The following is a 13,020-nucleotide window of genomic DNA, read 5'->3' as shown; positions in this document are numbered from 1 at the left end:
CTTCAACAGGTGCGCAAGCCCGAGTCTCAGATACAAGTACGACCCAGATTCGCGGGACGCTACTGTTCACACGTGCCGCGAGACAGGAATTCCGTGGTTGACCGCGGCGCCGGGTGCCTTCTCGGCGGCGCTCTCGGTGATGCGCTCGGTGCGCCCGTGCAGTACCTCGGCCTGGCCGACATCCAGCGCGAACACGGCCCCGAGGGCGTCATGGGGCCGCCGAAGCCCGCGCTGTTCACCGACGACACCCAGCTGACGTTGTTCACCGCCGACGGCTACCTGCGCGCCTGGGTGCGCGGCAAGCGCACCGGCGAGTGGGAACCGTCCCAGATGGTCTGGCACAGCTATCGCCGCTGGCTGATCACCCAGCAGCAACCGGCCCCCGAGCGCGGGGCGACCGGGCTGCTCGCCGACGAACGGCTGTACGAGAGCCGCTCGCCGGGCCTCACGTGCCTGCGCGCCCTGGCCGCCGAGACACCGTCCACTCCGGAGAACCCGCACAACGAGTCGTCCGGCTGCAACGGCGTCACCCGCACCGCCCCGGCGGGCTTCGCACCGTCCGCCGCGATCGCCTACGACCTCGGCTGCCGGTTCGCCGCTCTCACGCACGGCGGCACGGGCGGCTGGGTCTCCGGCGGCGCACTGGCGTTGCTGGTCCACCTGCTGGCCGTGAAGGCCAGGCCGCTGCGCGAAGCGATCGACCAGGTGATCGGCCGCGTGCTGCGCGACGACACGTACACAGCAACGGTGCTGACACGCGCCGTGGTGCTGGCAGACGAGCACGACGGCACCTCACCCGTGCGCGTAGACCGCCTGGGCAGCGGCTGGACCGGCCCAGAAGCGCTGGCGATCGCCGTCTACACAGTGCTGACCCACCCGAAGCCGTCCCAGTTCGTGGACGCCATGCGAGCCGCCGCGAACCACTCAGGCGGCAGCGACGCCACAGCAGCCCTGACGGGCAACGTGCTCGGAGCGTTGCACGGCACCGACGCGCTGCCCCGCGACTGGCTGATGGGCCTGGAAATGGTCGACGTCCTGGACGCGATGGGCCGCGACCTGGGCTCGTCCGCGGTGAACCTGGACTTCAACGAGGACCGCTACGCGTAGAAGGCTGTTGATGAGGGGAGCTTTCACAAACCTGAGGTTTATGAAAGCTCCCCTCATCAACAGGAAGAGCCCACCGCAGCGCGCTCCCGAATTCGCGCCGCAGCAGGCTCTTCCGCACGAGTAGTTGGTCGACAGCAGGCCGGGTCTTGCCCCGAGCGCGAGCTCCGATCCAGCTCTTGATCAACGAAATCATGCCCCGGAGTCAAGGCTCCGTTGGGCGAGCATGTTAACAGATGTGTACGGGAAGTCCAGGACTGGAGTACACCCGACGATCTTCGTCGACGATGAAGATCTCGCAGCCCTCCTGCGCCGCAGCCCACTCGATCCCGTCCCTGCCCAGCGCAAACGCTGCTGTGGCAGTGGTATCCGCGATCGCGAGGTCGTCGCAGACGACCGTGACCGAGACAACCCCGGAGACCGGCCGACCGGTACGCCCGTCCAGGATGTGCTGCCCGCGTTCGTACAACGCTGACGTGGCAACGGCTCCGTCGCGCACACCGAGCACGACGCTGAGCTGGTCGGCGAGATCGGGATGCCGAACGCCGACGCGCCAAGGCTTTCCGGGTTCGGGCTCGCCGGCCGTCACGACGTCGCCGCCGGCGTTGACGCAGAACGACGTGGCGCCGCCCTCGCGCAGCATGTCCGCCGCCCGTTGCACGGCCCAGCCCTTCACGACCGCGCACGGATCGAGTCCGCGGCCCGGCACCCGTGCCGTGAACGCGCCGCCCGTCGACTGCTCGTACCAGTCGCACAGCGAGAGGACCTCGACGAGGTCCGGGGTGAGCTCTTCCCTGGTGAGCTCACCCCGGTCGAGCCGGGACACCTCGCTGCCGGGCTTGAACGGCGAGAACCGGGCGTCCGCCTCGCGCAGCCAGGCGAAGGCCCTCTCGGCCAGCGCGGCGTCGCCGTCACGCAGGTCCACCGAGATCGGCAACCCCATGATGTGCTCGACGCGCCGCACGGCCACTTCTACTGCGCCCCGTCGATCGCGGCCTGCAGCGACTGCTTGTAACCCTCGGAGGTCGCGGTCGCGCCGGACACCGTGTCGATGTCCGCGCTCTGCGCCTTCAGGGCCGACTCTCGCAGCAGCGGCAGCGCCATCCTGGTCGGGTTGCTGTTGGGCGCCCGCAACGCCTTCACGTCGACGATCTTGGTGCCCTGCAACGTCACCTGCACCTGCACGGTGCCCTCGGACGTGTTCACCGCGGGGCCGGGCACGGTGCGGTTCTGGGCCTGCTGCTGCGTGGTCTGTTGCTGCTGGGTCGTCTTGGGCGCGGCCCCGGTCGCCTTCGGCGCGGAGCCGGTGGTCTGCGGTGCCGTCGTCCGCGGTGCCGTCGTCTGCTGCTGGGTCTGGGCCGGTGGTGCGGCGGCGGCCTCGTTGATCTCGCCCTCGTGCGCGGCACCCGGCGAGTAGATCCAGACCGGAACCAGGCCGGCCACGCTCAGCGCCAGAACGGGAATTGCCCTTTTCACGTCGTCGGACCCTCTCAGTTGGCCAGCGCGAAGCGCTCGGCGTGGATCTGGTTGCTGGGCACTCCCAGTTCGTCGAGGCTGGTGATCACCGTGTCGGTCATGCCGCCGGGGCCGCAGATGAACACGTCGCGGTCCTGCACGTCCGGCACGAGCGCGACGATGTTCTCCGGGCCGAGCAGCGGACCGTTCGCGGTGATGGTCTTCGAGGAACCGGTGACCAGGCGCAGCACCGCGCCCTTGCTGCGTGCGAGGCCTTCGAGCTCACGCAGCAGCACGGCTTCACGCGGGTCGCTGACCCGGTAGAGCACCACGACGTGGCCCTTGATCTCCTCCAGCAGCGCGCGGACCGGCGTGACGCCGACGCCGCCCGCGACGAGCAGCGCGTTGGGCTTGATCTGGTGCATGGTCGTGAAGGCGCCGTACGGGCCCTCGGCGAACACGCGGGTGCCGACCTCGATGTTGCGGATGTCCGCGCTGCCGGTGCCCAGGGCCTTCGCGGTGAGGCGCAGGTACTTGCCGTTCGGCGCCGCGGACAGCGAGAACGGGTTGGCCTGCCACCAGCGGTCCTTGGTCAGGAAGCGCCAGAGGAAGAACTGGCCCGCCTTGGCGCCGAGCCGGTCGAGGTCCTTGCCTTCGATGTAGACCGAGACGACGTTGTGCGCCTCGGGCACCACGGCGGCGACGCGGAACTGGTGCCGCCAGTTGCGGTAGAGCGGGAGCACCACGCGTCCGATGAGGACGGAGCCGAGCGCGAACGCCCAGAGGCCCCACCAGTAGCCGGTCGCGAGCGCGGACTTGCGGAACGTGCTGCCCACCGCGACCTGGTGCGAGAACGCGAGGAAGATCGCGATGTAGGTGTACAGGTGGATGAAGTGCCAGGTCTCGTAGGCCATCCGGCGCCGCGCGAAGCGGGCCGAGACGGTGCCGACGACCATGATGATCGCCCACGCCACCAGCGCGCGGAGGATGCCCTCCAGCTCGGTCGCCTGCCGGATGACCTCGGCGACCGGACCGTCGGGGCCCGCGTTGCCGAACGCGATGAAGACCAGGTGACCGACCAGCGTGAAGAAGATCGTGAAGCCGACCCAGCGGTGCCACGAGGTGAGCTTGTCCATGCCCAGGCGCCGGTCGAGCCACGGCAGCCGCGCCACCAGGAGCAGCTGGAACGCCATGGCGAGCGCGCCGTACAGGCCCGCGAGCCGGCCGAAGTTGATCAGCTTGTTCGAGCCGACGCCCGCCGCGTTGAACAGGTACGTCACGAAGGCCGCGTTGGCGAGGAGGAACACGTACAGGCCGGCTTTGGCCAGCACCTTGTGCGGCGTCGCGCGGCCGGCCGAAGCCGGTCGCACGGGAGGCTGCAGGGTGGTCGTCACGGCGGGCTCCTCGGTCAGGCGGTCTCTGTCGGCCGGTCTCGATCCTGTGCGTTCGAGCTGTGGCTCCGCTTTGCCCGCGCTGTCGAGTTCCTGTCGATCGAGCGGGAGAGCCATCAGGTGACGCACCATGAGCACGTGGACAAGGGGAATTCGGTTCGATTGCTCGTCGTGGACGACGAGCCGCACATCGCTGACCTGGTCGCGACGGTCGCCCGGTACGAGGGCTGGCAGGCCGCGACCGCGCTCAGCGGCGAAGAGGCCCTCAGAGAGGCCGCCGAGTTCCAACCCGACATCGTCGTGCTCGACCTCATGCTGCCTGACCTGGACGGATTCACCGTTCTCGATCGGATGCGAGCGGCCGGCGCGATGGTGCCGGTCGTCTTCCTGACGGCCCGTGACGGCACCGCGGACCGGGTGGCGGGGCTCACCCGAGGTGGCGACGACTACCTCGTGAAACCTTTTTCGGTCGAGGAGCTGATGGCACGGCTCCGGGCCGTGCTGCGCCGCTCGACGGGTCCGTCGTGGAAGCGATCGGTGCTGAAGGTGTCCGATCTGGTGATGGACGAGGACACCCGCGAGGTCCGTCGCGGCGGCAAGCTCGTGACGCTGACGCCCACCGAGTACGAGCTGCTGCGGTACCTGATGCGCCGCTCGCCGGCCGTGCTGACGAAGGCGCAGATCCTCGACCACGTGTGGGAGTACGACTTCGGCGGCCGTTCGAACGTGGTCGAGCTCGTCATCTCCCACCTGCGCCGCAAGCTCGACGACGGCCGCGAGCCGTTGATCCACACCGTGCGCGGTGTGGGGTACGTGCTCCGCCGAGCAGCGGAGTGAGCCCGGCGATGAAGCTCAAGCCCGTCCGCGACTGGCGGCTTGGCACCCGCCTCGCTCTGGGCCTCGGCGCGCTCGCGCTGACGGTGTTCGTGATCGTCGGCTGGGTCATGGTCACGTCGATGAAGGACTTCCTCGACCGCCGGCTCGACGACCAGATGGTGATCAGCCAGCAGGGCGCGGCCAAGGAGGTCGAGAACTACGGCAAGATCACCAAGATCCCGCCGGACTGGTTCGCCGTCGTCTACAAGATCGACAACGGTGAGCTGCAACCACAGCCGGGCAGCCAGCAGCCGGCGGACCGCGAGGAGTTCGACGCCCTCGCGAAGAGGGCGCTGACCGCCGACGAGTTCCAGACCGAGTACCTGCGCGGCGAGGGCAAGTTCCGGCTGCGCGCCTGCCAGGTCGTCAAGGACGAGTGGATCGTGGTCAGCGCCGCCCCGATGCAGGACCGGGACGGCACGATCTCGCAGCTGGTCACGGTCGGCGTGATCGCGTTCCTGGCCGCTCTGATCACCTTGGTGGTGGGCGGTCAGGCGCTGATCCGAAAGGGCATGCAGCCGCTGTCGGACATGGCCGACACCGCGCACGACATCTCGTCGCACGACCTGACCGACTCGGGTGACCTCGCCGTGCGCGTGGACGGACGGGGCGGCGGTGTCGAGGTCGAGGAGCTGCGCGAGGCGTTCAACAAGATGCTCGCGCACATCGACACTTCCCTCGTCGCGCGCACGGCCGCAGAGCAACGCCTGCGCCGGTTCATCGCCGACGCCTCGCACGAACTGAGGACGCCTCTCACCTCGTTGCGCGGTTACGCGGACCTCTTCAAGTACGCGGCGGCCAACGAGCCGGGCGAACGCGAGAAGCACCTGGAGAAGCTGCGGTCGGAGGCGGCACGCATGAGCGTGCTGCTCGACGACCTGTTGTTGCTGGCCCGCCTGGACTCGGCGGCGACCGAGCCACCGCTGCGACCGGAGGAGCTGGACCTCTCGGTGATCGCGGAAGCCGCGGCGGACGCGTTCCGCGCGGGCAGGCCGTCGCACGTGCTGGACGTCGACGCCGACACGGTGACGATGACCGCGGACCCGACGCGGTTGCGGCAGGTGCTCGACAACCTGCTGACCAACGCGGCCGTGCACACGCCCGCGGGCACGGCCGTGGCGTTGAAGGTGACGGCCGAGAACGGCTGGGCGGTGATCAGGGTGAGCGACAGCGGGCCCGGCATCCCGGCGGCGGACCAGGCGCGGATCTTCGACAGGTTCTACCGGGTGGACGACTCGCGGACCCGCCAGCGCGGTGGCAGCGGCCTGGGGCTCGCCGTGGTCCAGTCACTGGTGGAGGCGCACGGCGGCACGATCGAGCTGGCGAGCCGGCCGGGGTCGACGGTCTTCACGATCCGCCTCCCCCGGCACACGGCGTGACTGACCGCACGCGGGGCCCCCGCGTGCGGTCAGAGCGCACGAAAGCTCCCCGCGTGCGCTACAGCCTGCTCATTCCGCCTGGGACGACGGCGCCCACAGGTCGATGCCCGACTCGACGGCGTGCTTGTCGATCTCGGCCAGCTCGTCGTCGGTCAGCGGCGGCGCCTGCAGGGCCGCGAGGTTCTGCTCCAGCTGCCCCACCGAGGACGCCCCGATCAACGCCGACGTGACGCGCGGGTCGCGGATCGTCCAGGTCAGCGCGAGCTGCGCGAGCGACTGGCCACGCGACTTCGCGATCTCGTTGAGAGACCGGATGCGGGCGAGGTTCTCGTCGGTGAGCAGGTCCGTCGACAGCGACTTGTTCTGCGAGGCGCGCGAGCCCTCGGGAACACCGTTGAGGTAGCGGTCGGTCAGCATGCCCTGCGCGAGCGGCGAGAACGCGATGCAGCCCGCGCCGACCTCCTCCAGCGTGTCCAGCAGCTCCGGCTCGATCCAGCGGTTGAGCATCGAGTACGACGGCTGGTGGATCAGCAGCGGCACACCGGCGGACCGGAGCAGTTCGGCGGCCTCGCGGGTCTTGACCGGCGAGTACGACGAGATGCCGGCGTAGAGCGCCTTGCCCTGCCCGACGGCGGACACGAGCGCGCCCATGGTCTCCTCGAGCGGCGTCTCCGGGTCGAACCGGTGGGAGTAGAAGATGTCGACGTAGTCGAGGCCCATCCGGGTCAGCGACTGGTCGAGCGAGCTGAGCAGGTACTTGCGGCTGCCCCACTCCCCGTACGGGCCGTCCCACATGTCGTAGCCGGCCTTTGTCGAAATGACCAGCTCGTCGCGGTACGGCCTGAGATCATCCTTCAGGATCTGCCCGAAGGTGATCTCCGCCGAGCCGTAGGGCGGACCGTAGTTGTTGGCGAGGTCGAAGTGCGTGACACCGAGGTCGAACGCCCTCCGCGCGATTCCGCGGCCCAGCTCGTAGGGCCGGTCACCGCCGAAGTTGTGCCAAAGACCGAGCGAGATGGCGGGCAGCTTGAGGCCGCTGCGTCCCGTCCGCCGGTAGGTCATCTGGTCGTAGCGCGCGCTATCCGCGAGGTAGGACATGGGTCCCACAATGTCACGTCCCAGTAGGACAGAGCAGGACATGATCCGCGCCGCCGAGGCCGGCGAGGTGCTCGACCTCTCACTGCGTGGGAACAACGTGCTGCGCGCCGAAGCGATCCGCGGCCTGCTGCGTTCGGGAACCGTGGACCCGCGTGGTCTTCTGCTGTCCGGTGCTCGCATCACCGGCGCGCTCGATCTGGACTTCATCAGCACCTCGACCGCACTGCAGCTGGACAACTGCGTCTTCGAGGAACCGCTTTCGATGTACGGCGCCGAACTGCCGGCGCTCTCACTCGACGGGTCCACGCTGCCGGAGCTCAACGCGGAGAACCTGCGCACTCGCTACCTCACGATGCGGGGCACCCGCTGCACCGGGATCGTCGACCTGCAGAACGCGCGCGTCGACGGTTCGCTTCTGCTGTCCGGCGCCACCGCGATGCCGCTGTTCGCGTCCGGTCTGCACGTCAGCCGCAGCGTGGACGCCGAGCGGCTGTTCGCGAGCCGGGTCTGGCTCGACGGCTGCGAGGTCGGCGGCGGCGTGGACCTGTCGGAGGCGGTGATCGTCAACGAGTCGGGCGCCGCCTTCGTCGGAACCAACGCGAAGATCAGCGGAGGCCTCACGCTCAACAGAGCCTTCGTCAAGGCGGGCGGCGCGCACTCGGCGGTGTCACTGACCGATGCCACGGCCATGAACCTGCGGATGTACGGGACGGTGCTGCGCGCCGCCGCAGGCTCAGCGCTCCTCCTCGACGGCGCACAGTTCACGCAGGAGGTCTGGCTCGTCGGCTTCGACGCCCGCTCGACCAGCAACGACACGATCCGCATGATCGACACGAGCGTCGGCGCCGGGCTGGTCCTCCACGGAACAGTGCGAGCCGACGACGGCCAAGCCCTCGTTCTGCACAGGACGAAGGTGGGCGCGAGCGTCACGATCACGGACTCCACTGTCAGGACGGACACCAGCCAGGCCGCCGTGGACCTCACCGACGCCACCGTGAACAGCGAGCTCGTCATCGAGTCCACGAAGATCGTCAATCACGGCAGTGGCTACGAGGTCGACCTGTCCAACACGGACGTGGGCAACAGGCTCGACCTCGGCGAGTCGGAACTGATCGACGCCGGCGTCTTCACCGTGACGGTGGACGGCCTGACCTATCCGAATCCGCCGCGGAACACCGCCGTGTGGCTCACGATGCTGCGTGACCACACAAGGCACTACGAAGCCCAGCCGTACCAACAACTCGCCGCCGTCCACCGCGCCGCAGGCCACGAGCACACCGCACGCAAAGTCCTGATCGCGCAGCAGGAGGACCTCCGCCGGCACGGCGACCCCGGCAACAAGCTGTGGCACTGGTTTCTCGGCGTCACGCTCGGCTACGGCTACCGGCCCTCCAGGGCGGTGATCGGCCTGCTCGTCACGTTCCTGCTCGGGCTGTGTCTGGTGTGGACGGCCAGCGCCCACAACGGTCTGACACCGGCCAAGGACCGCCCCGCCGACGCGTGTTCACCGGTGAACAGGATCAGTCTTGCGGCGGATCTGGCGATCCCCCTGGTGAAGCTGGGTGGCACACCGAGATGCGAACTGGCGAACGGACCAGCCGGGCAGTGGGCGACCGGAGCAGGCTGGGTGGTGCAGATCCTGGGGTGGTCGTTCGCCACACTCAGCGTCGCGGGCTTCACCGGACTCGTTCGCAAAAGCTGACGAACAAGGCCGCGGTCGACCGACCGCGGCCTTGTTCCTCACTTCAGTTGCCCGGATTCCGGATTCACGCGTTGCGAATCTTCCACTGCTGGTCGCTGTAGGACGTGACGCAGTCGTGCTGGAATGCCGGCGCCCCGTTGTAGTTGTCCGCAGACCTCACCGCGAGGCAACGACCGGTGTAGTTGTTGATCGCGAAGCTGTGCAGGTAATGGCCCACGGAGTCGTAGGCGTCGACGACGAACCAGCGCTGGTCGTCGAAGCCCAGGCAGTCGTACTGGAACGCGGGCGACCCGTTGTAGTTGTCCGCTGCCTTGATAGCGAGGCAGCGGCCCGTGTACGCGTTCCGGATCTCCCACCGGTCGTAGCCGATGTACCAGAGGTTCCAGACCTGGTCCGCGAACCCGCAGTCGTGCTGGAACGCGGGCGACCCGTTGTAGTTGCTCGCCGCCCTGATCGCCAGACAACGGCCGGTGTTGATGTTGGTCCAGGTGCTGAGGTACTGGGCCGTCACTTCACCCGTGCGCTTGACGTAGGTGATTTTCTCCGCGGCTTGCGCGGTGGTGTTCAGTGTCGCGACCATCAAAAGAGCGGTCGCCATGACCAGGACAAGACGAAGAAACGACATCCGCAATCCCCCAATTGCTGCGTGGTCGATGTGCGGCGAGCGTATCGGTGAACCGGCGCGGTGCGCAGCCGGTTTCCAAACTGATCCGAGCCAAACGACTACGCAGCGCACAGACATCGATGCGGATAGTGCCGGAATCCCTGTCGCGGGACCGAAGAAGCAAGAAGGCTCCCCGACCAGCCGTCATGGCTGGCCGGGGAGCCGAAATGGAGCCGGCGAGGGGAATCGAACCCCTAACCTTTCGCTTACAAGGCGAGTGCTCTGCCAATTGAGCTACGCCGGCCGGTCCGTGTTCGCGAACATCGTAAGCGCCCGTTGCGGGTGCTACCTGCGGCGAACGGTCTGCTCTCAGTGTGATCGGATTGCTCCGACAGGAGTCAGACCAACCAACCGAGTGGATCAATGCGCCCCACTGACCGCCTTGACCAGGTCAGGAGGGTAACCAACAGACAGTGATCATGTCCTCCTTTTCGGGTCGCCCGATCGGAGGTGGCAGACGACACAGCAACAGTCGAAGGCCCTGTCACGATCACACGACGGAGGTGCCCAAGATTTCCACGAACAGCCTGCACGGCCCCGCTCTGCCCGATGACACCACGGTTCACCTGGTACTCGATCTCGCCCTCAAGATCGGTGAGGTCCAAATGGCCAGTGGAGCCGGTGCGGCCGATGTGACAGCCACGATTCTCTCGGTCACCGAGAGCTATGGCCTCCCGCACACCGAAGTAGACGTGATCTACACCTCTATCAGCGTGTCGTGTCATCGCGGCACGGAGGCGATGCCGATCACGTCGATCCGCGTCGTCCGGCAGCGCGGTCTCGACTACACGCGGCTCGCCGACGTCGAACACCTCGTGCGCAACCTGGGTCCGATCGAGGAAGCGCACGCACGGCTCGAGGACATCACGAACGCCAAGCACCCGTACCCGCGCTGGGTGGCCACCGCCGCGTGGGGCGGAATGGCGGCCGCGGTGGCGTTCCTCGTGGGCGGTGGGCTGGTGCTCGCGCTCACCGCGGCGGTCATCACGGCGGTGGTCGACCGGGTCGGCCGAATCCTCAACCGCCGCAACCTGCCGTTCTTCTTCCAGCAGCTCGTCGGCGGTGCGCTCGGCACGGGTGCCGCGCTGGCGATCTACTCGACCGGGTTGCTGCCGGTGCGGCCGAGTCTGCTCGTGGCCGTCGGGATCGTCGTGCTGCTGTCCGGGCTCGCACTGGTGAGCACCGTGCAGGACGCGATCTCCGGCTACAACGTCACCGCCGCGGGCCGCACGGTCGAGACCGTGCTGCTCAGCGCGGGCCTGATCGCCGGGGTCGCGCTGGCGATCCGCGCGGCCGTCCACTTCGGACTGGACATCCGGCTCAGCGACCCGTTGCCCGCCCTGATCTCCGCGGTGCCGATGCAGTTCGCGGCCGGCGCGGCGACGAGTGCGTTCTTCGCGCTCGCCTGTTACGCCCGGCCCCGCGCGCTCGTCGCCGCCGCCATCTCCGGCGCGATCGGCACGGCCGCGTACGGCCTCATGACGAGCCTCGGGCTCGACGCACTGCTCAGCTCCGCCGTGGCCGCCGCGATCACCGGGTTCGGCGGCGCCACGATGACCCGCCGGTTGCGCATCCCCACGCTCGTCGTCGTCCAGGCCGGCGTGGTCCCGCTGCTGCCGGGCTGGACGACGTACCGGGGCCTGTTCCAGCTCACCGCCGAGGGCGATCCGGCCGGTTTGAGCACCCTCGTCTTCGCGAGTGGCATTGCTCTCGCTCTGGCCGGAGGTGTCGTGTTCGGCGAGTATCTGGCACAGCCGGTGCGCACCGGACTGGGCCGTTTGGAGCGCAAGTTCGCTGGTCCGCGCATGTCTGGACCTCTCAAACCCACCGAACGTCGTTTGGAGTGAAACTCGCTGTGACGGGGGTTACACGACACGCCGAGAGGACGCGTCCGCACTAGCCTCTTTTCCGTGAGCATGGAGATTGGCGAGAACGGGGCGGAATTCGTAGTCGTGGCCAACCGGTTGCCGGTTGACCTGGAGCGCTTGCCTGACGGCACCGAGCGGTGGAAACACAGCCCGGGCGGGCTCGTGAGCGCGCTCGAACCGTTCCTCCGCTCACACAGCGGCGCCTGGGTCGGCTGGCCCGGCGTCGCCGACACCGAGGTGCCGCCGTTCGAGGACGACGGCCTGCTGCTGCACCCCGTCGAGCTCTCGGCCAAGGAGGTCGAGGACTACTACGAGGGCTTCTCCAACGGCACGCTCTGGCCGCTCTACCACGACGTCGTGGCGCAGCCCGCCTTCCACCGGCACTGGTGGAACACCTACGTGAAGGTCAACCAGCGGTTCGCCGACGCCACGGCGAAGGTCGCCGCCCAGGGCGCGACGGTGTGGGTGCAGGACTACCAGCTGCAGCTCGTCCCGGCGATGCTGCGCGAGCAGCGGCCCGACCTCAAGATCGGCTTCTTCCTGCACATCCCGTTCCCGCCGGTCGAGCTGTTCATGCAGCTCCCGTGGCGTACGGAGATCATCCGCGGCCTGCTCGGCGCCGACCTGGTGGGCTTCCACCGGCCCGGTGGCGCGCAGAACTTCCTCTGGCTGGCCCGCCGGCTCGTCGGTCTGGAGCCCAGCCGCGGCACCGTGGGTGTCCGGACCAGGCCCGGTGTCGTGCAGGTCGGCGACCGCACCGTGCGCGTCGGCGCGTTCCCCATCTCGATTGACAGCGCTGGCCTCGACGCGGTGGCCCGCCGCAAGGACACGCAGGCCCGCGCGAGGCAGATTCGAGAGGATCTCGGCAACCCGAAGCGCATCCTGCTGGGCGTGGACCGTCTCGACTACACGAAGGGCATCGACGTCAGGATCCGCGCTCTGTACGAGCTGATCGCGGACGGACGCGTGGACCCCGAGGACGTCGCGATGATCCAGCTCGCGACACCCAGCCGCGAGCGGGTCGACCACTACAAGACGATGCGCCAGGACATCGAGCAGTCCGTCGGCCGGATCAACGGCGAGTTCGGCCGCGTCGGCAAGCCCGTCGTGCACTACCTGCACCAGTCGGTGAACCGCGAGGAGCTCGTCGCGTTCATGAGCGCGGCGGACGTCATGGTCGTCACGCCCGTTCGGGACGGAATGAACCTCGTGTGCAAGGAGTACGTGGCCTGCCGATATGATCTTGGTGGAGCTCTGGTGCTCAGCGAGTTCGCCGGCGCCGCCGCAGAACTGACCAGTGCGTTCCTGGTGAACCCCCATGATCTGGACGGTGTCAAGAACGCACTTCAGGCCGCCCTCGACATCGATCCCGCAGAAGGCCGCCGTAGGATGCGCGCGCTGCGCCGTCAGGTCCTCACCCACGACGTTGACCGTTGGGCAAGGTCGTTCCTGGAGGCGTTGGGCACGCAGACCTCGGTCTGAA

Annotated in this window: 11 protein-coding genes and 1 tRNA gene; 6 read left to right on the top strand and 6 right to left on the bottom strand. The window is 68.3% G+C overall.

Annotation, left to right across the window (positions count from 1 at the left end; all coding sequences use genetic code 11):
• Nucleotides 1-93 precede the first annotated feature (93 nt).
• Nucleotides 94-1,107, top strand: a complete 1,014-nt coding sequence (locus AB0M48_RS23580) for an ADP-ribosylglycohydrolase family protein (RefSeq protein ID WP_363845725.1) — start codon at nt 94-96, stop codon at nt 1,105-1,107.
• 226 nt (nt 1,108-1,333) lie between these two features.
• On the opposite strand, the gene AB0M48_RS23575 is transcribed toward AB0M48_RS23580, so the two are convergent.
• From AB0M48_RS23575 to AB0M48_RS23565, 3 genes are read right to left on the bottom strand one after another with little or no spacing between them, the layout of a single operon-like run.
• Nucleotides 1,334-2,068: an FAD:protein FMN transferase gene (locus AB0M48_RS23575; protein WP_363845723.1), complete on the bottom strand. Its 735-nt coding sequence runs from the start codon at nt 2,066-2,068 to the stop codon at nt 1,334-1,336.
• A gap of 8 nt (nt 2,069-2,076) precedes the next feature.
• A complete protein-coding gene (locus AB0M48_RS23570) occupies nt 2,077-2,580 on the bottom strand; it encodes an FMN-binding protein (RefSeq protein ID WP_319985259.1) in 504 nt (167 codons plus the stop codon).
• Nucleotides 2,581-2,594: 14 nt separating this feature from the next.
• Nucleotides 2,595-3,953 carry a ferredoxin reductase family protein gene (locus AB0M48_RS23565; RefSeq protein WP_363845720.1) on the bottom strand — a complete coding sequence of 453 codons (1,359 nt, stop codon included), beginning with the start codon at nt 3,951-3,953 and terminating at the stop codon, nt 2,595-2,597.
• Nucleotides 3,954-4,088: 135 nt separating this feature from the next.
• Between AB0M48_RS23565 and AB0M48_RS23560 the strand changes: the two genes are divergently transcribed.
• Nucleotides 4,089-4,787 carry a response regulator transcription factor gene (locus AB0M48_RS23560; protein WP_266041914.1) on the top strand — a complete coding sequence of 233 codons (699 nt, stop codon included), beginning with the start codon at nt 4,089-4,091 and terminating at the stop codon, nt 4,785-4,787.
• A gap of 8 nt (nt 4,788-4,795) precedes the next feature.
• The gene (locus AB0M48_RS23555; protein WP_363845717.1) at nt 4,796-6,205 is read left to right on the top strand and encodes a HAMP domain-containing sensor histidine kinase; all 1,410 of its coding nucleotides are present in this window, start codon (nt 4,796-4,798) and stop codon (nt 6,203-6,205) included.
• Between the two features lie 69 nt (nt 6,206-6,274).
• Here AB0M48_RS23555 and mgrA read toward each other — a convergent pair whose 3' ends face one another.
• Nucleotides 6,275-7,303 carry an L-glyceraldehyde 3-phosphate reductase gene (gene mgrA, locus AB0M48_RS23550; protein WP_363845715.1) on the bottom strand — a complete coding sequence of 343 codons (1,029 nt, stop codon included), beginning with the start codon at nt 7,301-7,303 and terminating at the stop codon, nt 6,275-6,277.
• A gap of 40 nt (nt 7,304-7,343) precedes the next feature.
• On the opposite strand from mgrA, the gene AB0M48_RS23545 reads away from it, so the two are divergent.
• Nucleotides 7,344-9,005, top strand: a complete 1,662-nt coding sequence (locus tag AB0M48_RS23545) for a hypothetical protein (RefSeq protein ID WP_363845713.1) — start codon at nt 7,344-7,346, stop codon at nt 9,003-9,005.
• 64 nt (nt 9,006-9,069) lie between these two features.
• Here AB0M48_RS23545 and AB0M48_RS23540 read toward each other — a convergent pair whose 3' ends face one another.
• Together AB0M48_RS23540 and AB0M48_RS23535 are read right to left on the bottom strand one after the other, a co-directional pair.
• Entirely contained in the window at nt 9,070-9,585 is a 516-nt protein-coding gene (locus tag AB0M48_RS23540) for an RICIN domain-containing protein (protein ID WP_363845711.1), read from the bottom strand.
• A 252-nt stretch (nt 9,586-9,837) separates the two neighbouring features.
• Nucleotides 9,838-9,913 (bottom strand) — tRNA-Thr (locus AB0M48_RS23535).
• Nucleotides 9,914-10,172: 259 nt separating this feature from the next.
• On the opposite strand from AB0M48_RS23535, the gene AB0M48_RS23530 reads away from it, so the two are divergent.
• Nucleotides 10,173-11,516 carry a threonine/serine exporter family protein gene (locus tag AB0M48_RS23530; RefSeq protein WP_363845709.1) on the top strand — a complete coding sequence of 448 codons (1,344 nt, stop codon included), beginning with the start codon at nt 10,173-10,175 and terminating at the stop codon, nt 11,514-11,516.
• A gap of 69 nt (nt 11,517-11,585) precedes the next feature.
• The gene (locus tag AB0M48_RS23525; RefSeq protein WP_363845992.1) at nt 11,586-13,019 is read left to right on the top strand and encodes a trehalose-6-phosphate synthase; all 1,434 of its coding nucleotides are present in this window, start codon (nt 11,586-11,588) and stop codon (nt 13,017-13,019) included.
• Nucleotide 13,020: the final 1 nt, after the last annotated feature.

The organism is Lentzea sp. NPDC051208, assembly GCF_040682435.1.
GTDB classification, from domain to species: domain Bacteria; phylum Actinomycetota; class Actinomycetes; order Mycobacteriales; family Pseudonocardiaceae; genus Lentzea; species Lentzea kristufekii.
This window is presented reverse-complemented; position numbering and strand designations above follow the sequence as displayed.

Excerpts from the sequence above, each read along its gene's own strand:
- AB0M48_RS23555 (WP_363845717.1), top strand. The coding sequence starts at position 4,796 with ATGAAGCTCAAGCCCGTCCGCGACTGGCGGCTTGGCACCCGCCTCGCT.
- mgrA (WP_363845715.1), bottom strand. The coding sequence starts at position 7,303 with ATGTCCTACCTCGCGGATAGCGCGCGCTACGACCAGATGACCTACCGG.
- AB0M48_RS23545 (WP_363845713.1), top strand. The coding sequence starts at position 7,344 with ATGATCCGCGCCGCCGAGGCCGGCGAGGTGCTCGACCTCTCACTGCGT.
- AB0M48_RS23540 (WP_363845711.1), bottom strand. The coding sequence starts at position 9,585 with ATGGTCGCGACACTGAACACCACCGCGCAAGCCGCGGAGAAAATCACC.
- AB0M48_RS23525 (WP_363845992.1), top strand. The coding sequence starts at position 11,586 with ATGGAGATTGGCGAGAACGGGGCGGAATTCGTAGTCGTGGCCAACCGG.